The following is a 20,806-nucleotide window of genomic DNA, read 5'->3' on the forward strand; positions in this document are numbered from 1 at the left end:
TGAACAACCTCAGAAACCAAACGATTCGAGAACTTCACCACGGCAATCGACACCCTTCAATAATCAGGTGTTGCGATCACCGCATGATTCGAAGCCCTCAGAACAACAACAAGTGCCAGTCAGTTGGGAGTGTCAGGGGTCGGGTCTAGGCTCGATGTATGGATCACACCACCTCCCTGACCCAGCACGTCAACGCCAGCCCGGAGAAAGTCTGGGCCGTCATTTCCGACATTCCGGGTTCTGCCGGAACCATCTCCGGAATCGACGCCATCCAGATGCTCACGGACGGTCCCTACGGCGAAGGGACCCGGTGGAAAGAGACCCGCACCATGATGGGCCGCCAGGAAACCGTGGAGATGTGGGTGTCCCACACGGACCCGCCCCGCAGCACCACCGTCAAGGCCCTCCAAGGCGGCGCGGATTACACCACGCGCTTCGCCCTGAACGGGCGGGACGGCGGCACGGACATCACCCTGACGTTCGGTGCGGAGATCCTCAAACCCACCTTGCTGAGCAAGATCACCATGGCGCTGTTCGGGAAGATTGGCATGAGCGTCACGCGCAAGGCCCTGGCCAAAGACCTCGCCGAGATCGCTGCGAAGGCGGAATCCCTCTGATGGCGGCGGCGAAGGTGGCGGCCCCCAAGATTTCGCCGGTGCGGTTGGAAGAACTGCGCGACGACGACGCCCCGGACTTCCAGCGTGGGGAGAGGTACGACGGCGTCCGGCTCACCCGCGTTTCGGCGGACGGCGAGGAGCTCAGCGGCGCCGACTTCATCGAGTGTGAGTTCAACAGCGTCTCCTTCAATGAGGCCCAGCTTCGTGGCGCGACGTTCCGGGAGTGCATCCTGTCCGAGCCCTTTGCCCCGGTCTTTCCAGCGGCGCGGACTTCCTGGCAGGACGTGGAGATCACCAACCCGCGCTGGGGTTCGGCCGAACTTTATGAGGGCACTTGGCGCTCTGTCCGAATCGACGGCGGCAAGCTCGACTATGTGAACCTCCGCGGCTCCAAGCTGATGGATGTCCAGATTTCGGATTGCATCATCAATGAACTGGACCTCGGGGGCGTGACGGGCACGCGCGTTGCCTTGAAGAACTGCACCATCGGCTCGTTGGACGTCACCGGCGCAAAGCTGAAGGACGTGGATCTTCGCACCTCGGAATTCCGCGGAATCAACGGCCTTGGCGGACTTTCAGGCGTGGTGATCGATGACTACCAGCTGAGCCTTCTTGCGCCTCTTCTAGCCGGGCACTTGGGGATCCGGGTGGTCTGATTCGCCGGTGGGACGGTCGGGCAGGGCAGCTTCATCTGTTGACCGTCCCGCCGGGCCGTGTAATCTTTATAGAACGAACGGTCGGTATATTATTCCTTGCCGGTCCCTTTCACTTCGCGAAGGATGTTCTCATGGTCGAGGCTTTTCTTGTAGGCGGCGCACGAACGCCGGTGGGTCGCTACGGTGGGGCACTGTCCTCCGTCCGCCCCGACGACCTTGCCGCCTTGGTGGTCCGGGAAGCAGTGGCGCGTGCCGGCGTCGACCCTGACGCCATTGACGAGGTGATCCTCGGCAACGCGAACGGAGCAGGCGAGGAAAACCGCAACGTTGCCCGCATGGCCACCATCCTCGCCGGACTTCCCCTCCACATTCCGGGAATCACGGTTAACCGCCTCTGTGCTTCGGGCCTGAGCGCCATCATCATGGCAAGCCACATGATCAAATCCGGTGCGGCGGACATTGTTGTGGCCGGTGGTGTGGAATCCATGAGCCGAGCGCCGTGGGTGCAGGAGAAGCCCACCACGGCCTTCGCCAAGCCCGGCCAGATTTTCGACACGTCCATCGGCTGGCGCTTCGCGAACCCGCTCTTCACCAAGGGCGAGCTGTCCCGCGACGGCAAGATGACCTACTCCATGCCCGAAACCGCGGAAGAGGTTGGCAGGGTGGACAACATTTCCCGCGAGGACGCCGACGCCTTCGCCGTCCGCTCCCACGAGCGTGCCTTGGCCGCCATCGCCGGTGGACGTTTCAAGGACGAGATCGTTCCCGTCACCGTGAAGACCCGCAAGTCCGAGACCGTGGTGGATACGGATGAAGGGCCCCGCGAAGGCACCACCATGGACGTCCTTGCAGGGCTCCGTCCAGTAGTGCCAGGCGGTTCGGTGGTTACGGCAGGCAACTCCTCCAGCCTCAACGACGGTGCCTCGGCCATCATCGTTGCTTCGGAGTCGGCCATTCAGAAATTCGGCTTGACGCCCCGCGCCCGAATCATCGACGGCGCCTCTGCCGGATGCGAGCCCGAAATCATGGGCATCGGTCCGGTTCCGGCAACGCAAAAGGTCCTGGCCAGGACAGGGCTCACGGCAGAGCAACTGGGCGCCGTGGAACTGAACGAGGCTTTCGCCACGCAGTCGCTCGCGAGCATGCGCCGCTTGGGCCTGGACCCAGACATCGTCAATAACGACGGCGGTGCCATCAGTTTGGGACACCCGCTCGGTTCCAGCGGCTCGCGTATCGCCATTACGCTGTTGGGCCGCATGGAGCGCGAACTCGCGTCCACCAGTGGACGGAAGCTCGGCTTGGCAACCATGTGCATCGGCGTGGGCCAAGGAACCGCAATGCTGCTGGAAGGCGTGTAATGGCACTGAATCCCGAAGACTTCAGCACCCTCTTGGTTGAGGAGCGCGAAGATCGCCTCACCGTTCTCCTGAATCGTCCCGAGGTCCGGAACGCCATCGACCAGAGAATGGTGGATGAGCTCCACGCCGTGTGCTCCGAGCTTGAACAGAACCCGAAAGTGCTGATCATCGCCGGGACGGACGGAGTGTTCGCCTCCGGGGCCGACATCGGCCAGTTGCGGGAGCGTCGCCGTGACGATGCCCTCCAGGGAATCAACTCCACCATCTTCGTGCGCATCGCCAAGCTGCCCATGCCCGTCATCGCTGCCCTGGATGGATACTGCTTGGGTGGGGGAGCAGAGCTTGCCTACGCCGCCGATTTCCGGATCGGAACACCCAGCGTCCGGATCGGTAACCCTGAGACAGGCCTCGGCATCCTGGCTGCAGCCGGTGCCAGCTGGCGCCTCAAAGAACTCGTCGGGGAGCCGAAGGCCAAAGAAATCCTCCTGGCCGGAGCTGTGCTGCGGGCAGAGGAAGCACTGCGGATCAACCTCATCACGGGTATTTACGAGGCTCCGGAACTCATGGATGCCGCCCACGCTTTGGCTGATCGCATTGCACGCCAGGATCCCTTGGCAGTCCGCATTACCAAGTCCGTGTTCCATGCTCCCGCCGAAGCCCACCCCTTGATCGACACCCTTGCCCAGGGAATCCTCTTCGAATCCCAGGCCAAGTTCGACCGCATGCAGGCTTTCCTGGACAAGAAGAGCGCAGACAAGAAGAACAGCAAAGCCGAGCCAGAGAGCAGGACCCAGAAATGACAGCAGTTCCCGCCATCCCGCACGTGGTCGGAGTACTCGGCGGGGGCCGCATGGGCGCCGGAATTGCCCACGCCTTCATGACCAAGGGTGCCACCGTGATTGTCGTGGAGCGAGACCATGAGGCAGCTGCGGGCGCGCATGGCCGCGTCTCGGAAGCAGTTGCCAAGTCGGCAGCCCGCGGCACGTTGGCCGAGACGCCGGAAGAGGCCCTGTCCCGCTTCAGCACCTCCACGGACTACGAGTCCTTCATCCACTGCGGTCTGGTGGTGGAAGCTGTTCCTGAGGACTACGACCTCAAAGTCAAGGCCCTGCGGTCAGTGGAGGAACACCTTTCAGCGGATGCCTTCCTGGCCTCGAACACGTCCTCGCTGTCCGTGACGGGCCTGGGTAACGAGCTTCACCGTCCCGCCAATTTTGTTGGCCTGCACTTCTTCAACCCGGTGCCCGCCTCCACGCTCATCGAGGTGGTTCTGGGCAAGGAGACCTCACCCGAACTTGCCGCCGCGGCGAAAAGCTGGACCGAGGCACTCGGCAAGACCGCCGTCGTCGTCAATGACGCCCCGGGGTTCGCGTCGTCGCGGCTTGGCGTGGCGATCGCGCTGGAGGCCATGCGCATGGTCGAGGAGGGTGTGGCCTCGGCGGAAGACATCGATGCCGCCATGGTGCTGGGTTACAAGCACCCGACGGGTCCGCTGAAGACCACGGACATTGTTGGCTTGGACGTTCGTTTGGGCATCGCCGAGTACCTCCACTCCACGCTCGGCGATCGCTTTGCGCCGCCGCAGATCCTCCGCGACAAGGTGGCGCGGGGTGAGCTGGGCCGCAAGACCGGCAAGGGATTCTTCGACTGGACAGACTAACGCCCGGCAACCCAACTAAGTCGCAATTAAGCGCGTTTTGAAGCCTCAGAACGCGCTTAACTGCTACCCAGTTGGGTCGGTTAGGCTGACCGGGTGACTGCGATCGAACCCATCACCCTGACCGGCACCTTCGTTACCCTTGAACCGCTCCGCACGGACCACCACGACGGTTTGGTGGACGCCGCGCGAGATGGCGAACTGTGGAAGCTCTGGTACACCTCCGTGCCCACCCCGGAGGGCATGGCTGCAGAGATTGAGCGGCGGCTTGCCCTCCAGGAATCCGGTTCCATGCTGCCGTTCGCCACGCGGCTGAACAGCACGGGCAAGCTGATCGGGATGACCACGTACATGAACATCGATCCGGTGCTTCCGCGTGTCGAGATCGGCTCCACGTGGAACGCCGCGTCCGCCCACGGGACGGGGACCAACCCTGACTCCAAGCTGCTGCTCCTGCGCCATGCCTTCGAAACGCTGGGTTGTCCCGCCGTCGAATTCCGCACGCACTGGCTTAACCAACAGTCCCGCGACGCGATCGCCCGCCTCGGCGCCAAGCAGGACGGCGTCCTTCGGAATCACACGCGGAGCGCCGATGGAGCCCTGCGTGACACCGTGGTGTTTTCCATTCTGGAGCACGAGTGGCCTGCCGTCCGGAACGGGTTGGAGTACAGGCTCTCGAAGTACACCGCTTCGCCGAGGGGTTAGCTTTTGGGGCTAACCATGCCACTAAAGCCCGGAAGCCAACCCCTCGTGGTGCGCATCCGTGTGGTTAGCTGGCTCTTATGGATGGGATGACTTCTGCTCCCCAGGCGGTCCCTTGGGACGGCGCCGTCAATGCGTGGCGGGTCGCCGGCGATGTGTACCGGATGGGCCGCCATGAGTGGGTCACCGCGGCCGGGTGGCAGCAAATGTACGACGACGGCGTCCGCACCGTGATCGATCTTCGCGCCTCGCGCGAGCGGCGGCAACGCGACACGGATCCCCAGGTGCCGGACGATGTGAAGGCGCGGATCGACGTCGTACACTGCCCAACAGAAGACCCGGATCATAGCCAGTTCACCACGCTCTTTGGCCCGTACCTCAAGGAGCCGGGCCAGTACGGGGAGTACCTCGCGCTGTTTGCGGACAAGATCGCGCTCGTTTTCACGGCGATCGCGGCCTCGCCGGGCAAAGTGGTGGTCCATTGTTCCGCGGGGCGGGACCGCAGCGGCGTGATTGCGTTGATGCTGCAGCGACTGGCGGGTGTCGATGACCGGGAGATCGTCCGGGGCTACGAGTTGGCTGCCCGCGGAATCAATGAACGGCACCGCACCCATGGTGCGCCGCACGCCCATGATCCCTACCTGCCGGCCGCGGATCTTGAAGCGCTGCTGGAGCGTCGACGCACGGCGCTTGAGGCCTTCCTTGCCGGGCTTGATGTGCAGGCCTACTTGCGCGCCAACGGTGTTACGGATTCCCAGCTTGAGGTGTTGAAGGCGAAGCTCACGGCCGCTTGATACGGCTGCGGCGAAATTTCTTGCTGACCTTGGCCGGTCCTTCATGTACCCTGTATATATTACCGAACGGCCGGTCAGTAATGTTGGCCCCTCCAGCAATGACCGTGCCGCTTTCATGTGCCTTGGAAGGACCCGTCGACGATGACCACTACAGCAGTCGCCCCGGAAACCACAGCCGTTGCCACCGTCCCCAGCTATGTCCAGGATGCGTGGTGGACTCCCGCGCCCGAAGCCAAGACAGTGCCCGTGCGTGATGCCAGCACGGGAGAAGTCCTGGCCAACGTGAGCACCGACGGCCTGGACCTTGCCGCCGTCGTGAATTTCGGACGCACCACCGGCCAGACCGAACTGGGCAAGCTGACGTTCCACCAGCGCGCACTCAAGCTCAAAGAGCTGGCCATGTACCTCAACGGACGCCGGGAGGAGCTGTACGCGTCCTCGTCGCAGAGCGGTGCCACCAAGATCGACAACATGATCGACATCGACGGCGGCATCGGCGTGCTTTTCACCTTCGGTTCCAAGGGCCGCCGTGAACTGCCCAACTCACAGGTTGTGGTGGATGGTCCCATGGAGATCCTTTCCAAGGACGGGTCTTTCGCCGGCGAACATATCTACACCCGGATCCCGGGCGTCGCCGTGCAGATCAACGCCTTCAACTTCCCGGTGTGGGGCATGCTGGAGAAGTTCGCGCCAGCGTTCCTGGCCGGCGTTCCCACCATCGTCAAGCCGGCCACTCCCACGGGTTACGTCGCCGCTGCCGCGGTTCGGGCGATCGTTGAATCAGGCATCCTTCCCGCCGGTTCCCTGCAGCTGATCTCCGGCTCGGCCCGGACCCTCCTGGACGAACTCGACTACCGTGACCTCGTGTCCTTCACCGGTTCGGCATCGACAGCCAACTCCCTCAAGTCTCACCGCAATGTGGTCCAGGGCGGCGTCCGCTTCACCTCCGAGACCGACTCCCTCAACGCCGCGATCCTCGGCCCTGATGCCGTCCCGGGCACCCCCGAGTTCGACGCCTTCGTCAAGGCCGTCGTCACTGAGATGACGGTGAAGGCCGGCCAGAAGTGCACCGCGATCCGGCGTGTCCTTGTCCCGGCAGCACTGACGTCCGAGGTCGCCGACGCCATCGGTGCCCGCATCACCGAGCGCGTTGTCGTGGGGGACCCGCGCGCAGAAGGCGTCACCATGGGTGCGCTCGCTTCGCTGGAACAGCTCGCCGACGTCCGGGCTGCTGTCCAGTCAATGCTCGACGCCGGCGGTGAGCTCGCGTACGGATCCCTCGATGCGCCGTCGGTCACCTCGGTAGGCGGAACGGTTGGCGTCGTGGAGGACGGCGCCTTCATGGCGCCCGTCCTGCTGAGCTGGGCGGATGCCGAAGCCGAAGAAGTGCACTCCCTGGAGGCCTTCGGTCCCGTGTCTTCCGTCCTGGGGTACACGGATCTCGCCGACGCCGTGCGCTTGGCTGCACGAGGATCCGGTTCGCTCGTGGCTTCCGTTTGCACGAACGACCCCGCTGTGGCGCAGGAGATGGTGCTGGGGATTGCCGCCCATCACGGCCGCGTTCACATGCTTAACCGCGAGGATGCCCGTTCCTCCACTGGCCACGGCTCGCCCGTTCCGCATTTGGTCCACGGTGGCCCGGGACGCGCCGGCGGTGGCGAGGAGCTCGGTGGTATCCGTTCCGTGCTGCACCACATGCAGCGCACGGCCATCCAGGGCTCGCCCAATATGCTGACCGCGGTCACGGGTCAATGGCACACGGGGGCCGACCGGAACTTCACCGTCGAGACCGAAGGCGAGCACCCGTTCCGCAAGTCCCTTGCCACGCTGCGTATTGGCGACGCTGTCCGCTCGGAGCTTCGCCAGGTAACGCTGGAGGATATTACGGCGTTCGCCAACTCCACGGGCGATACCTTCTACGCACACACCAACCAGGAAGCTGCCGAGGCCAACCCGTTCTTCCCGGGCATCGTGGCTCATGGCTACTTGCTGCTGAGCTGGGCAGCCGGGCTGTTCGTGGAGCCTGCCCCGGGTCCCGTGCTGGCCAATTACGGCCTGGAGAACCTGCGCTTCATCACGCCCGTGGCCGCCGGGGATTCCATCCGGGTGACCCTGACCGCGAAGAAGATCACCCCGCGTGAGACGGACGAGTACGGCGAGGTTGCCTGGGACGCCGTCCTGACCAACCAGAACGACGAGATCGTAGCCACTTACGACGTCCTCACCCTCGTAGAGAAGTAACCCTCTCTCACCGAATGGCCGGTTTGGTGGGTCCCTCTCTCACCGAATGGCTGGTTTGGGGGGTCCCTCTCTCACCGAGTCGCCCCTTTGGTGGGTCCCTCTCTCACCGAATGGCCGGTTTGGGGGGTCCCTCTCTCACCGAGTCGCCCCTTAAGCGCGATGCTCTCTCACGAAGAACGCCTTCCCAAACGGGCAGGCGTTCTTCGTTTTCATCTACAACTGATATTCGGCTTGTTGGCCCAAGGTTTCATGGATGCATAGGACGTTATTTTCCGAGTCCGTGAACCAAGCGCACTTTTCAGCATCCGTGGTGCAGATGTGGTTTTCGGTCTTGAGGTCAGGCTGGTCGTAGTCCTGGAAGGTGACACCCCGCGCTTCCATCTCGGCGACCAGGCGCTCGATGTCCTGAACCTCAAAACTCAATGCGGTATGGCTCGAGTGCATGCCATCCGTAATGGGCAACAGTTGCAGCATGGCGCCGCCGTCATTGCCGAACAAATCGTTTCCATCCCAGGTCCTGCCCCTGTGCGGCAGGCCGAGCTTTTCCGCATAGAACATGCGTGCGCGGCTCATGTCATCGACGGGCAGGACAGTTGTGGCTTTGTTGAGGGCTAGATGCATAATGGCCACCTCCTACGCTGAAAATTTTACGCTTGGGGAGGCCATCGTGACCTTACGATTCCTGGTCGGACTGCCCCTGTGAGAGAGCGTTGGCGGAAGGGGGCGGTTGGGTGAGAGAGGGATCGCCGGAGGGGGCGGTTGGGTGAGAGAGGGATCGCCGGAGGGGGCGGTTGGGTGAGAGAGGGTCAGGCGGCGGCGTGGAGGCCGTCGAAGGCCATGGTGATGACGTCGTCGGCGAGCTTCTCCGGGGACAGCGAGCCGCCGGGCTTGTACCACTCTACGATCGAGTTGATGGTGCCGAACAAGAGTCGCGTGACGGTGCGGGGATCGATGTCCTGACGAAGTGAGCCGTCCTCACGGGCCGCGGAAATCAACGCGGCCACTTTGTGGTCGAACGCGCGGCGGCGTTCCAGGGCATCGCGCTCGATGTCCGTGTTGCCCCGCAAGCGAAGCAGCAGGGTCACGAAGGGCAGCCGGTCCACCAGTACGGCGATGGTCTGGCGGAGCACGAATTCCAGGCGGGAGTCGGCCGGGCCGGTCAACGCGGCGGGCTGCTCCAGGATTGCTTCAAGACCGCCGAGCGCGTGGTCCAGGGCGAGCTTCAGGAGGTCGCCCTTGGAGGGCACGTGGTGGTAGATGGCTGACTTGGAGATCCCCAGGTTCTCGGCCAGGATGCCCATGGACGTCGCGTCGTATCCGTGGCGGTTGAAGACGTCGACGGCGATGCGGAGCACCGACTGCTGGTCGTAGCCGGGCCGTCCGCGCTTGGCTGTGGTCTCACTAGGCATGGTGGCATCTTCTCACGTTCTCTGGGCGTGACTGCCGTTCAGCGACTTCGCATGTCAGGGCAAACATGCGAAGCCGCGAGGTAGAACGTCAGCCTTTGGGGCGAAGGTCGTAGATCCGGCGGAGTTTCCCGTTGGACCGTTCAAGCGAGCCGGGTTCCACCACGTCAACTACGCAAGAGGACCCAACGTGGATCTTGATTTGCTCGCGCAAGGTGTGGGCCGCCGTCGTGCCTGCCTCGACCGGGACGGTTTCGCGGCGCTCGATCCGGACTGTCAGCGAATCCATGCGCTTGCCCTCGGGCCGGGTGATTTCCAGCTGGAAGTGCGGGCTGAGCTCCGGGATCCGCAAAGCGATTTCCTCGATCTGGGACGGGAAGAGGTTCACGCCGCGCAGGATGATCATGTCATCGCTGCGGCCGGTGATGCGTCCCATGCGTCGGTGTGCGGGGCGGGCCGTGCCGGGGAGCAGGCGGGTGAGGTCCTTGGTGCGGTACCGGATGATCGGCAGCGCTTCCTTGGTCAAGGACGTGAAGACCAGTTCGCCGGGTTCGCCATCGCCCAGGACGGTGGAGTGGTCGAACGGGTCGATGATTTCGGGACGGAAGTGGTCCTCCCAGATGTGGCAGCCGTCCTGGGTTTCGACGGCTTCGCCTGCGACGCCCGGGCCCATGACCTCCGACAGTCCGTAGATGTCCGAGGCCTTGATGTTCATGGTGGTTTCCAGCTCGTGCCGCATCTCCTCGGTCCACGGCTCGGCACCCAGTACCGCGTACTTGAGCGAGGTGGACGTGGGATCGATGCCCATGTGGGCCATGGCGTCCGCGATGGTCAGCAGGTACGTGGGCGTAGCCAGGATGGCGTCCGGCTTGAAATCCTGGATGAGCTGGATCTGGCGTTCTGTCTGGCCGCCGGACATCGGGATGACCGTGCAACCGAGAGCTTCGGCTCCGGCGTGGGCGCCGAGGCCGCCGGTAAAGAGGCCGTAGCCGTAGGCGTTGTGGACCTTCATCCCGGGACGGACGCCCGAGGCACGCAGGGAGCGGGCGACCAGCGTGCCCCAGTTGGCGAGGTCCGTCTTGGTGTAGCCAACCACGGTGGGCCGGCCCGTGGTTCCGGAGCTCGCGTGGATGCGGGCCACCTGGTCCTGCGGTACGGCGAACATGCCGAACGGGTACTCCAGTCGCAGGTCCTCTTTGGTGGTGAAGGGGAACTTGCCGAGGTCGCCGAGTTCGCGGAGGTCCGTGGGGTGCACGCCCGCCTCATCGAACTTGCGCTTGTACAGCGGCACGCGGTCGTAGGCGTAGGCCACCGTGTGCTGGAGGCGGGTGAGCTGCAGGGCCTCCAGTTCGTCGCGGGACATGGTTTCCTCGCGGTCCAGCACGGCATCGGACGTGGACGCAGTCGGTGAGGCGACGGTGTTCTGTGTCATGAGCTTCCTACTTCTTGGAGATGGTGCGGCTGCGGCCACGGAACTCTGCGATGAGTTCGCCGGGCGCGTCTTTGGAGGGGGAGTCGGCCGGGTCGGCGGCGTAGAGCTGGATGTCATACAGTCCTCTGCGGCCGGTACTCGCACGGCGGTTCGCGACGGCGGTAATCACCTGGCCTTCGAAGGCCGGCTTCATGAAGTTGATGTCGACGCCGGAGGCCACCGTGATGGTGGCGGCTTCCTCGGGCGTGGGGTTGGCTGGGTTGCAGGCCAGGGCGAAGGCTGTGTCACCGAAGGCGAAGATCATTCCGCCGTGTGCCATGCCGAAGCCGTTGAGCATTTCCTGCCGGAGCTTCATGCGGATGGTGGCGTGGCCGTCGTCGAGCTTGAGGACCTCTATGCCCATCCATTCGGACGCGTAATCGTTGGTCAGGATGTGGTGCGAAGCACCGGAGAGGGTTGTTTCAACCATGCGTCATTGCCTCCAGCTTTATTTACCGAATGTTCATTAGGTAATCCCAGATCGGGCGAACTGTCAAGACTGGACGAGGATTCGGGCGGTGAAGCAGCCCGGAAAAATGACAGGGAAGGGACTGGGATACGCGGTGGGGTCCGTGCCCGGATGCCAACGATTGGACACCGCTTCGGGCGAACACTGTAGCCTCGGAGGCATGCCCGACATTGAGCTTCCCATCCTCACTGAACGACTCATCCTCAGGCGCTTCGAAGCTGAAGACCTTGAGCGCTTCCACGGTTACCAATCCCTGCCCGAGACCGCACGGTTCCTGCTGCGCCCCGAGCTGAGCAAGACCAAATCCATGGAGGTGCTGGGACGCTACGCCAACTTCGAGTTCAAGCAGGAAGGGGACTGGGTGTGCCTGGCCATCGAGCGGCAGGACAAGCCGGGACTCCTGGGCGAAGTGGTGCTGAAATGGTTGGAAGGTCCCGGGCAGGCGGAGATCGGATGGATCCTGCACCCGGACGCGAGGGGCCAAGGGATCGCCACCGAAGCGGCCGAGGCCGTGCTGGACTTGGCCTTCGGACTCCTGGCCTTCCATAGGGTGGACGCGAAGCTTGACGCGCTTAACGCCGGCTCAGCGGGAATTTGCCAACGAATCGGTATGCGCCTTGAAGCCACGCTCGTGGACATCTGGCACTACAAGGGCCAATGGGCTTCGGAAAACATCTACGCGATCCTGGACTCCGAATGGCGGGCACGCAGGGTCGCGAACAGCCAGGACGCCGTCGCGCCCCATTAGCAAAACCAAAGGGACGCCGGCAACGCACCCAACCCGGCCCGCCGCCGTCGTGCGGCAGCGCACCCAACCCAGCCCGCCGCCGTCGTGCGGCAACGCACCCAACCCGGCCCGCCGCCGTCGTGCGCCAACAGGCCGCAGGCTCAATCCCGGACCGGCCACGCCTTATGGTGCCTGAGCTGTTCGGTGAGCTGCGCCTCGGGCAGGGGACGACTGAAGAAATAACCTTGGCCGCTGGTACAGCCAATGCTGAGCAAATACTCGGCCTGGTCCTCGGTTTCGATGCCCTCCCACACGGCACCCAGGCCGCATGCCCGAATGAGTTGCAGTACCGCGGCAAGCAGTGCCGGCTGCGAAGGGTCGCTGCCGAGGGCCGAGAGCAGGGAACGGTCCACCTTGACCGCATGCACGGGCAGTCGCCGGAGGTAGTCGATGGAGGAGTAGCCGGTGCCGAAATCGTCGATCTCCATGCCGACGCCCAAGCGCTCCAGGGCCTTGAGCGTGTACCGGTCAAGGTCGTTGCCCTGGATCACTGCTGATTCGGTCAACTCCAGGACCAACTGGGACGGGTCCAGGCCTGCCGAGTTCAACGCATCCCGGACGTCCTCCACGAACTCCAGCCGCTGGAGGTCCGCCGCGGAGACGTTGATGCGCATATTGAAATCGTGGTGGGCTGTGAGAGGGTCGCTGCGCCACTGCTGCAACTGCTCGACGGCGGTGCGCAGCACCCAGGTGCCCAGTTCGGAAATCATCCCCGTTTCCTCGGCGATGGGGATGAACTCGTCCGGCATCACCATGCCGCGGGTGGGGTGGTTCCACCGGACCAGAGCTTCCACGCCTTCGATCCCGCGCGTATCAAGCCGGATGATCGGCTGGTAGAACAGCACCAGTTGTGACCCGGTGATGGCTTCCTTGAGTTCGCTGACCAGCTGGTTGCGGAGCTGGCGGGCGTGCAGCATCTCCGGCTTGAACACCTTCAGGCGCCCACGGCCCTCGGCCTTGGACTCGTACATGGCGATGTCGGCTTCCATCATGAGTACTTGGGCCGTCTGCTCCGGCTGCGCCATCCGAAGGCCCATGCTGGCGCCGCAGCGGAGATGGTGCCCCTCGATTTCCATGATGCCGTCGACGGCGGCAAGCACCCGGTTGCCGATGGAATTGGCGATCGCCGGGGTCACGTCGCGCAGCAGGACGGCGAACTCGTCGCCGCCCATGCGGGCCACCATGTCCTCTTCCCGGACTGCTCCGCTGATCCGCTGGGCCACGATTTCCAGCACCTGGTCACCGATGGTGTGGCCGAGGGAGTCGTTGATGCCCTTGAAGCCGTTCATGTCCAGGAGGAGGATGGCGGGCCGTTGCCCGCCGTTGCGGGCGCGTTCCTGGGCATCGGTCAAGGCGGAGGTGAAGGCCGAGCGGTTGTTGAGTCCGGTGAGGGAATCTGTCATGGCCATGTGCTGCATCTCGCGGTGTGCCTCGTGCAGCTGCTTTGTCCTGGCCGCTACGCGCTCCTCAAGCTCGGCGTAGATGATCTGGAGGTCCTCGGCCAGGAGGTTGGTGCCCATGATGACGGCATCGATCTCGTCCCGGGCATCGGAGACTTCAATACGGGCGTCGAGATCTCCGGCAGCCAGTTTGATGATGCCTTCCAGGAGCAACCCCAGACGCGGATCGTTGCCGGCGTCAGACTTCTCCTCGGACATGCTCACCCCCCGTGCGGTCCGCCTCGCTCATCTGCGGTACGCCCAACATTATCGCGGAGATACTCGTGAACGGCAGAGCTGCGTTCCGGGAGGGCTGCCTGCTCGAACAACGCCGCCGATTCGTCGAAGGTTGCCTGGGCCTCTTGCTGCCGTCCCAGGGCCAGCAGGGTTCGGCCCAGCAGGAAATGCGCCTCGGCCGCTGTCTGGGTGGCCAGGACGGAGGAACGGTTGCACAGCGGCTCCAGGATGGCCAGGGCGGCGGGCATGTCCTGGTTGAGATAGTTCCAGCGCGCCCGGACCAGTGACATCTCCAGGTGGTCCCTTTCCGAGCCGCCCACGATGTCCGTGGCCAGCTCGGCCCTTTCGATGCAGCGCAGGGTAGCGGCGTCGCTCAGTTTGGCTTGGAGGCGCATTTCGGCGGATGCCCGGTTGAACCGTGCCCACAGGTCCACGTCCTTGGAAGGGGACAGCCTTTCGGCCGCGAGATCGTGGTAGAGGCCGCCGTCGGAAACCCTGTCCGCGAGGAAGGCGACGTTGCCGATCACCCAATAGCCCTTGCCTGCCGTGTCTTCGTCCACGTCGGCCAGCAGGTTCTCGAGTTCCAGGCACTCGCGCCACGCGTCTTCCAGCATCCTGCTTTCTGCAAGCGAGGCGATGAGGGCACGCTGGGCCAGGATCTGCACATACAGCAGGTCCGGATCCCCGGCAGCAAGTTTCGCGGCGTCCGAGGCCATGGCAGCGGCTTCGGCCAGGCGTCCGAGTCCCTGCAGGGCGACAGCCACCATGGTTCCCGCCATGGCGCCGCGTTCGGCAGAGGACGCGGTCAGGGGAAGGTCATTGAGGGCCGTTGCAAGTTTGAGGTATTCCTCGATCCGTCCTTGGTCGCGGCGGCACTCTGCCTGCAGGTAGAGCATGTTCCACCAGGCATCATCATCACCGGCCGATGTGGCCAGATCGGCGGCTTCGCCGGCCAGCCGGAAGGCTTCGTCGAAGTCGCGTTCCTTCCACTTGGCGCGTGCGTTGAGTCCGGCTACGACCACTGGCGTTAGTTGGGGACTCTGCATGAGGCCATTATCCATGTTATTGCGGAAGAAAAGCTCGTATAGTTTGCCCCGTGACTTTATTCAAGTCACGAACAAGAAATTCGCATCAGAACGAAAGGGCACAGCGAATGAAGAAATTTGCGGCAACACTGCTCATGGCAGCAGTCTTGGCGGTAACAGGCTTTGCTGCTCCGGCCAACGCCGAGCCTTCGCAGGACAGCACGGCAATCGGCTGGTGGCCGAACAGCGTCACCACCAAGACCAACACCACCAGCATCGGTTGGTGGCCGAACTAATTGGGGGGACGCCTGTAAAGGCCCCATGACGCAAATTGATGCCCCGGGTTACCACCCGGGGCATCAGTTTTGTTTCGGCATGTGTCGCGGATTAGTGACGATCCGCGTCAGGGCAGGCTGCCATGGTTGACAGTCTTGTCACAAGCTAGGGTCCCCCGACGGGCAGTTCCACGGACACGGTGGTCCCGGCCCCAAGCGTCGAGTCCAGGTCCAAGCGACCCATGTGCCTGCTGACGATGTCCTGGGCGATGGCCAATCCCAGGCCGCTTCCGGGGACAGCAGCTGCCGTCGCATTGGAGGCGCGGTAGAAGCGCGTGAAGATGTGCGGGAGATCGTGTTCGGGGATGCCCAGCCCGGTGTCTTCGATTTGGACGAGGGCCGCTTGGCCGCCATCCTCGGTGGCCGCCAGAACACTCGTGATGCCCACCCGGCCACCCTCGGGCGTGAACTTGATGGCGTTGGCAACGATGTTGGTGAACACCTGTTCCAGCTTGGCCTCGTCCGCTGTCACCTCGATGTCTTCGGAGGCCTCCACATAGGAGATGGCGACGTGCCGCGACTCCGCCAGCGGACGCAGCGTGGCAACCACCACCTGCAGCAGCTTGGCGATGTCCACCGGTTTCAGGTCCAGGTTGCTGCCGTCCTGCATGGACACCGTGAGCATGTCTTCGATAAGCCGCCGCAGCCTGTCCGAATTCCGGGCGATGACATCCAGCATTTTCTTGATGCCGTCCGGCACGGGACCACCCGAGCCGTCACGGATCATGTCGAGGTAGGCGGTGATGGAGGTTAGGGGAGTACGCAACTCATGGTTCACCGTGGCCAGGAAGTCCGTCTTGGCTTTGTCGAGCTGCCGCAGTTGATGGAGAACCCGTTGCTGGGCGCTGATCAGGTGGCCCTGGATGAGGCCGTGTGCAACGTTCCCGGCAACGTGCTGCATGAGGTTGATTTCCGGGCGCGTCCACTCGTGGCTCGCCTCTTCGGTGGCCAGGAGGATGACGCCCAAAGCAGAAGCACCCTCACCAACGGGAAGGATCACCGAGGACACGGGGCTGAGCTCGGGCGACCATTCACGCAGCGCCGCAGTGATGCGTGAATCGGGTTCCGTCCGGTGGTCCAGGATGGCCCGGACATCTGCCTGGGTCCAGAGCTTGTTGGCGAGGCCCATGATGGCACTCTCCATTTCGCCCAGCTTCGCGGGCAGTTGCGCGACGCCGGCGCGGTTCCATTGGGCGCGGATGGAGGGAACCCGTTCGTCGCGGAACGTCGCGAACCACACATGGTCAACAGCCAGGGCTTCGCCGAAGCCGCGGACCACGAGGTCTGCAATGAGCTGGGGATCGTTGGTTTCCCGAATGGCGGAGGAGACGTTGCGGAGGCTCTCGCGCAGGGTTTCCACTTCGCCGCGGGTACGGGCCCGTTCCTTGGAACGGCCGATGAGCGTGTTGACGCGGTAAACCAGTTCCTCGGGGCGGACCGGATTGAGGACATAGTCCACCATGCGCCATGCTTCGACTTCTTCGAGATCCACCTGGTCAACGGCGTCCAGCAGCAACAGGACGGGGACGCCGGGGCTGCGGAGGCCGTGTGCCAGCGAGTTGTCCAGCACCACCACAGAATGGCTGTTGTGTTCCAGGCTGATGGCCAGAGAGGCGGCGTTGGAGGCAGGAAACACCTGGAACCCCCCAGCGGTCAGCGCAGCAGAGGTCACCGTCAGCCGTTCGATGTCGGAGTCCGCCACCAGGGCGGAGAGTGAGACCTGCTGGACATCGGCCCTGTCCGAAACCACTGAGCCCCCTCCGATACAACTTTACGTTCCACGGCAAATACCAGATTTGGCAACACCCTATCAGCGCATGCCCCGGCTGCGGACCAGCGGCGCAGAATGCGTCGGAGCGTTCGGCCCCATCCTTGCCCCAGGGATTCGCCAGCCTTAAAGTGCCTGTTGGGGCTGCCCCGCCCCGACCCAACGCCAAGGAGCACAGTGGAGCACCCAGACGCTTCGGAAGACCTTCAACCGGTCACCTTCCAACTGGAACTCGAGGAGCAGGGCATCCTGCGGCTGACATGGCCGCGTGGAGCCAGGATCAAGGAGACGGACGCCCAACGTGCCATGGACCGGGTCAACGAGCTTTGCGGAGCAGACCGGTACCCGATGATCGTGGACATGGCCACCACGGACGATGTGACCCGGGGCGCCCGCTCGGTTTTCGCCAAGCCGTGCCAGGCCAACCGGATCGCCCTGTGGGGTTCGTCCCCGGTGGACCGGGTCATCGCCAACTTCTTCCTGGGGATCATGAAGCCACCCTGCCCCACCCGATTCTTCACGGACCAAACGGAAGCCCTGGAGTGGTTGGTGGAGGAATAAGTGCAGGTGAGGGCGGTGTGGCCCCCTATATTGGGAGAATGCTCTCCGCTTTCCGGAAATACCTGCTGATTCCACGCCTGATCCGGCTTTCCTCGAGCGCGCCCAAAGATCCGCTGACGGCATGGGACACGTACTGGGGCAATGTCCGTTCCACCGGGGCCGCGGGCGATGTCCTCTGGGATTCGGGCAGCGACCACGAGCTTGAGGGCTACCTTCCCAAATTTTCCGTGCTCGATCAGTCCCTTCCGATCGTGGACGTGGGTTGTGGGAACGGCAGTTTCACGCGCTCGCTGGCGCGGCATTTCCCGCACGCCCTCGGCCTGGATTATGCGGAAAACGCGGTGGAGCGGGCACGGCTGGAATCGGACGGAAGTACGACGGCGAGCTACGGGGTCTGCGATATGACGGCACCCGACGCCGCGCGAACCGTCGCGACGGCGTTGGGCCGGGCGGGCTACTCCGGCGATGCGAACGTGTTCATCCGGGGCGTGCTCCACGTACTGGACCGCAAGGGCCGTGCCGCCTTGGCAGCCAACCTGCTGCCCGTCGTCGGACAACGCGGCATGGTGTTCCTGGCCGAGACCAACTTTCCTGGCACGCCTGTGGACTACGTGACCCATCTGGGCGCGACGAAGGACTCCATTCCGGCGCCGCTCGAATGGGCCATCCGTGGCCTGCCGATGCCGGGCCGTTTTGGTGCCGCGCAGCGCCGGAAGGCCTTCCCGGCGGCGGACTGGGAGCTTGTGGAGGAGGGCGAGGCGAGCATCGAGACACGACCCCTGAGCAACCCGTCCAAGCCGGACGTGATCCCGGGTTACTTCGCGATCCTCCGAGCCCGCTAGTACCCAACTGAGTCGCAGTTAAGCGCGTTTTGAGCCCTCAAAACGCGCTTAACTGCGACTCAGTTGGGTGCCACGGGCGGCGCTACTTGAGGCCGGCTCCGGGGAGTAGGTCGGTGGCACCGAGGGAGTCAGCCACGAATGCATAATCCCAGGCCCGTTCGCGCCACTGCACGTAGCGCCCCGAAGCACCCCCGTGTCCGCCGTCCATCTCGATCTTCATGACAATGGGCTCGGACCCCGTGGTCGCCGAACGCAGCGCCTGCACCCACTTGGCCGGCTCCACGTACAGCACGCGGGTGTCATTGAAAGACGTCACGGCCGCGATCTTCGGGTAGGCCACAGAACGCACGTTTTCGTACGGAGTGTAGGACTTCATGTACGCGTAGGCCTCGGGATCCAGGATCGGGTTGCCCCACTCTTCCCACTCCAGCGCGGACAGCGGAAGGTCCGGGTCCAGGATGGTGGTCAGGGCGTCCACGAACGGCACCTGTGCCACCACGGCCGCGTATTTTTCCGGAGCCAGGTTTGCCACGGCGCCCATGAGGAGCCCGCCGGCGGACCCGCCCATGGCCGCAATCCGCCCCGGAGAAACCCACCCCGAGGAAGCGAGCCAGTCCGTGGCCGCGATAAAGTCCGTGAAGGTGTTCTTCTTTGTGAGCTTCTTGCCGTCCTCGTACCAGTGCCTGCCCAGCTCGCCGCCGCCGCGGATGTGCGCGATCACCATGACGATGCCGCGGTCCAGCAGGGACAAGCGGGCCACCCCAAAGCCGGGGTCCATGCTCATTTCGTATGAGCCATACCCATACACCAAGCCCGCGGCTGTGCCGTCCTGCTGTACCGAAGCGTGCCGCAACACCGAAAGCGGAACCCGGGTGCCGTCGTCGGCCGTTGCCCATTCGCGCGTCGCTACGTAATCGGTGGGGGAGTAGCCGCCCAGCACCGGGCTCTCCTTGCGCAGAAGCAATTCGCCGGCGGGCTGCGAAGCGGTTGGCAGCACGAAGTCGTAGACCCGCGATGGCGTGAAGTAGGACGTGTAGCCCATGCGGATCACCGGGGCGTTGTAGTCGGAGCCGGACACCCCAGCGGTGTACAGCTCCTCGTCGAAGGATGGCTCAACAGGTGAGTCCTGCGCGGCAGTTCCCAGGCCCTCAAGCGGCAGCACCTGGACGCGCTCGATCGTGTCCTTGCGGATGGACAGCACCAGATGGGTGGCGGTCACGCCGGCACCGTTGACGCGTACCTGGTCGGAATGCCCGACGACGGTACGCCAGTTCTGCTCGGCCAGCGGCTTGGCCAGTTCTTCCGGATCCACCAGGCTCACCATGGAATTGATGGCGTCCTTGTTATGGGTCAGGAGGAGCGTTTCGCGACCGTCCAGGAGGAACGGCTCGGCCTCGTAGAGGATGTGCTCGTCGCGGGAAATGACGGTGGTGAGGCCGGCTTCGTAGTCGTCGAAGCGGAGCAAGCGCGTTTCGCTGAACTCGGAGCAGCCGATGCTGAGCACCAGGTGACGGCGGTCGGAGGCGAGTTCGAAGCCCAACCACATGGCGACGTCGTCCTCCTGGTACAGCACCTCATCCTCGGTGACGGGCGTGCCCAGGACGTGGGCCTTTACCTGGTACGGCCGCCAGGAATCGTCCACCACTGTATAGAAGAGGCGTGTGCCGTCGGGGGAGAAGGCAACGCCGTAGAAAATGTTCTCGATGACGTCAGGCAGGAGTTCACCGGTGCGGAGGTCCTTGATGCGCAGGGTGAAGCGTTCGTCGCCCGCGTTGTCCACGGCGTAGGCGTAGAGGTTTCCGTCAATGGTTACGGCAGCACCGCCGATGCTGAAGAACGGCTGGCCCTCGGCTTCCACGTTGCCGTCAAGGAGGATCTCCTCGCCCGCGATCGGGACACCCGGCTCCACGGACGGGGGAGTCCAGTCGGCTACGCGGTCTCCGGTGTCCTGTGCCCGGACGCGGCACTGGATGCTGTACTCCTTGCCCTCCACCGAGCGGCTGTAGTACCACCAACCATCCTTGCGGCTGGGCACGGAAAGGTCGGTTTCCTGGGTACGGCCCTTGATCTCCTGGAACATGGCCTCGCGGAGGGGCTCCTGGTGCGCGGTGACGGCCTCCTGGTAGCTGTTCTCAGCCTTGAGGTGCTCCACGACCTCGGGGGACTCCTTCTCCCGCAACCACTCGTAGTTGTCCACGAAGACATCGCCGTGGTGTTCGCGGTGGACAGGGACCTTCTTGGCGACAGGAGGCTGAACTGCCGGTTCCGTGGCAGCGGCAGGTGCGGGGGAGATGTGGCTCATGTGAGCAACTCTATCGCTGAAGTAACTGGCACTTGTGGTTGTTCTGAGGGGGCGGTTTCTAGCGGTTATCGCAACAGGAAGGTTCTGATCATCTCATTTGGGGTGCAGAAGTCGAATCGTTGGCGGGGTCTGTCGTTGA

The 20,806-nt window shown here is 63.9% G+C and carries 20 protein-coding genes; 12 read left to right on the plus strand and 8 right to left on the minus strand.

The features are described from left to right. The first annotated feature begins 158 nt into the window (after window positions 1–158). The 8 genes from ACIQTZ_RS23225 (at window position 159) to paaZ (ending at window position 8,025) form a co-directional block, all read left to right on the plus strand. Entirely contained in the window at window positions 159–617 is a 459-nt protein-coding gene (locus ACIQTZ_RS23225) for an SRPBCC family protein (RefSeq protein WP_402948278.1), read from the plus strand. Then, the gene (locus ACIQTZ_RS23230; protein WP_402948280.1) at window positions 617–1,273 is read left to right on the plus strand and encodes a pentapeptide repeat-containing protein; all 657 of its coding nucleotides are present in this window, start codon (window positions 617–619) and stop codon (window positions 1,271–1,273) included. Before ACIQTZ_RS23225 ends, ACIQTZ_RS23230 begins: the two co-directional genes overlap by 1 nt. 131 nt (window positions 1,274–1,404) lie before the next feature. Next, the gene (locus ACIQTZ_RS23235; RefSeq protein WP_402984604.1) at window positions 1,405–2,631 is read left to right on the plus strand and encodes a thiolase family protein; all 1,227 of its coding nucleotides are present in this window, start codon (window positions 1,405–1,407) and stop codon (window positions 2,629–2,631) included. Continuing rightward, complete coding sequence (locus ACIQTZ_RS23240) at window positions 2,631–3,431, plus strand: enoyl-CoA hydratase/isomerase family protein (protein ID WP_402984606.1); 801 nt, start codon at window positions 2,631–2,633, stop codon at window positions 3,429–3,431. Before ACIQTZ_RS23235 ends, ACIQTZ_RS23240 begins: the two co-directional genes overlap by 1 nt. Continuing rightward, window positions 3,428–4,291 (plus strand): 3-hydroxyacyl-CoA dehydrogenase family protein, encoded by an 864-nt coding sequence (locus ACIQTZ_RS23245; protein WP_402984608.1) that lies wholly within the window; start codon window positions 3,428–3,430, stop codon window positions 4,289–4,291. The genes ACIQTZ_RS23240 and ACIQTZ_RS23245 overlap by 4 nt, the downstream gene beginning before the upstream one ends. A 93-nt stretch (window positions 4,292–4,384) precedes the next feature. Then, window positions 4,385–4,993: a GNAT family N-acetyltransferase gene (locus tag ACIQTZ_RS23250; protein ID WP_402984610.1), complete on the plus strand. Its 609-nt coding sequence runs from the start codon at window positions 4,385–4,387 to the stop codon at window positions 4,991–4,993. A 77-nt stretch (window positions 4,994–5,070) separates the two neighbouring features. After that, a complete protein-coding gene (locus ACIQTZ_RS23255) occupies window positions 5,071–5,784 on the plus strand; it encodes a tyrosine-protein phosphatase (RefSeq protein WP_402984612.1) in 714 nt (237 codons plus the stop codon). A gap of 141 nt (window positions 5,785–5,925) precedes the next feature. Next, the gene (gene paaZ / locus ACIQTZ_RS23260) at window positions 5,926–8,025 is read left to right on the plus strand and encodes a phenylacetic acid degradation bifunctional protein PaaZ (protein WP_402984614.1); all 2,100 of its coding nucleotides are present in this window, start codon (window positions 5,926–5,928) and stop codon (window positions 8,023–8,025) included. Window positions 8,026–8,238: 213 nt separating this feature from the next. Here the strand turns inward: paaZ and ACIQTZ_RS23265 are convergent, their stop codons facing one another. The 4 genes from ACIQTZ_RS23265 to ACIQTZ_RS23280 all read right to left on the minus strand — a co-directional run bounded on the left by ACIQTZ_RS23265 (window position 8,239) and on the right by ACIQTZ_RS23280 (window position 11,332). Then, window positions 8,239–8,646 carry a VOC family protein gene (locus ACIQTZ_RS23265; protein WP_402984616.1) on the minus strand — a complete coding sequence of 136 codons (408 nt, stop codon included), beginning with the start codon at window positions 8,644–8,646 and terminating at the stop codon, window positions 8,239–8,241. A 185-nt stretch (window positions 8,647–8,831) separates the two neighbouring features. Next, complete coding sequence (locus tag ACIQTZ_RS23270) at window positions 8,832–9,434, minus strand: TetR/AcrR family transcriptional regulator (RefSeq protein ID WP_397325481.1); 603 nt, start codon at window positions 9,432–9,434, stop codon at window positions 8,832–8,834. Window positions 9,435–9,522: 88 nt separating this feature from the next. Further along, on the minus strand, window positions 9,523–10,863 hold the full coding sequence (gene paaK / locus ACIQTZ_RS23275; RefSeq protein ID WP_400328480.1) for a phenylacetate--CoA ligase PaaK: 1,341 nt from the start codon (window positions 10,861–10,863) through the stop codon (window positions 9,523–9,525). 7 nt (window positions 10,864–10,870) lie between these two features. After that, on the minus strand, window positions 10,871–11,332 hold the full coding sequence (locus tag ACIQTZ_RS23280; RefSeq protein WP_402984618.1) for a hotdog fold thioesterase: 462 nt from the start codon (window positions 11,330–11,332) through the stop codon (window positions 10,871–10,873). A gap of 199 nt (window positions 11,333–11,531) precedes the next feature. Between ACIQTZ_RS23280 and ACIQTZ_RS23285 the strand changes: the two genes are divergently transcribed. Further along, window positions 11,532–12,119: a GNAT family N-acetyltransferase gene (locus ACIQTZ_RS23285; protein ID WP_400328486.1), complete on the plus strand. Its 588-nt coding sequence runs from the start codon at window positions 11,532–11,534 to the stop codon at window positions 12,117–12,119. Window positions 12,120–12,259: 140 nt separating this feature from the next. Here the strand turns inward: ACIQTZ_RS23285 and ACIQTZ_RS23290 are convergent, their stop codons facing one another. Together ACIQTZ_RS23290 and ACIQTZ_RS23295 are read right to left on the minus strand one after the other, a co-directional pair. Then, the gene (locus ACIQTZ_RS23290; protein WP_402984620.1) at window positions 12,260–13,816 is read right to left on the minus strand and encodes a putative bifunctional diguanylate cyclase/phosphodiesterase; all 1,557 of its coding nucleotides are present in this window, start codon (window positions 13,814–13,816) and stop codon (window positions 12,260–12,262) included. A gap of 2 nt (window positions 13,817–13,818) precedes the next feature. Further along, window positions 13,819–14,880, minus strand: coding sequence for a hypothetical protein (locus ACIQTZ_RS23295; protein WP_400328492.1), 1,062 nt, complete (start codon window positions 14,878–14,880; stop codon window positions 13,819–13,821). Between the two features lie 107 nt (window positions 14,881–14,987). Here ACIQTZ_RS23295 and ACIQTZ_RS23300 point away from each other — a divergent pair, with 107 nt between their 5' ends. Beyond that, the gene (locus ACIQTZ_RS23300; RefSeq protein WP_021473873.1) at window positions 14,988–15,155 is read left to right on the plus strand and encodes a hypothetical protein; all 168 of its coding nucleotides are present in this window, start codon (window positions 14,988–14,990) and stop codon (window positions 15,153–15,155) included. Between the two features lie 145 nt (window positions 15,156–15,300). Here the strand turns inward: ACIQTZ_RS23300 and ACIQTZ_RS23305 are convergent, their stop codons facing one another. Beyond that, on the minus strand, window positions 15,301–16,944 hold the full coding sequence (locus ACIQTZ_RS23305) for an ATP-binding protein (protein ID WP_402984622.1): 1,644 nt from the start codon (window positions 16,942–16,944) through the stop codon (window positions 15,301–15,303). Window positions 16,945–17,139: 195 nt separating this feature from the next. Between ACIQTZ_RS23305 and ACIQTZ_RS23310 the strand changes: the two genes are divergently transcribed. Then, window positions 17,140–17,523 (plus strand): STAS/SEC14 domain-containing protein, encoded by a 384-nt coding sequence (locus ACIQTZ_RS23310; protein ID WP_402984624.1) that lies wholly within the window; start codon window positions 17,140–17,142, stop codon window positions 17,521–17,523. A gap of 38 nt (window positions 17,524–17,561) precedes the next feature. Beyond that, window positions 17,562–18,365 carry a class I SAM-dependent methyltransferase gene (locus ACIQTZ_RS23315; RefSeq protein WP_402984626.1) on the plus strand — a complete coding sequence of 268 codons (804 nt, stop codon included), beginning with the start codon at window positions 17,562–17,564 and terminating at the stop codon, window positions 18,363–18,365. Between the two features lie 82 nt (window positions 18,366–18,447). Here ACIQTZ_RS23315 and ACIQTZ_RS23320 read toward each other — a convergent pair whose 3' ends face one another. Further along, window positions 18,448–20,667: a S9 family peptidase gene (locus ACIQTZ_RS23320; protein WP_402984628.1), complete on the minus strand. Its 2,220-nt coding sequence runs from the start codon at window positions 20,665–20,667 to the stop codon at window positions 18,448–18,450. Window positions 20,668–20,806: the final 139 nt, after the last annotated feature.

It is taken from the genome of Paenarthrobacter sp. NPDC090520 (assembly GCF_044769205.1).
GTDB lineage: Bacteria > Actinomycetota > Actinomycetes > Actinomycetales > Micrococcaceae > Arthrobacter.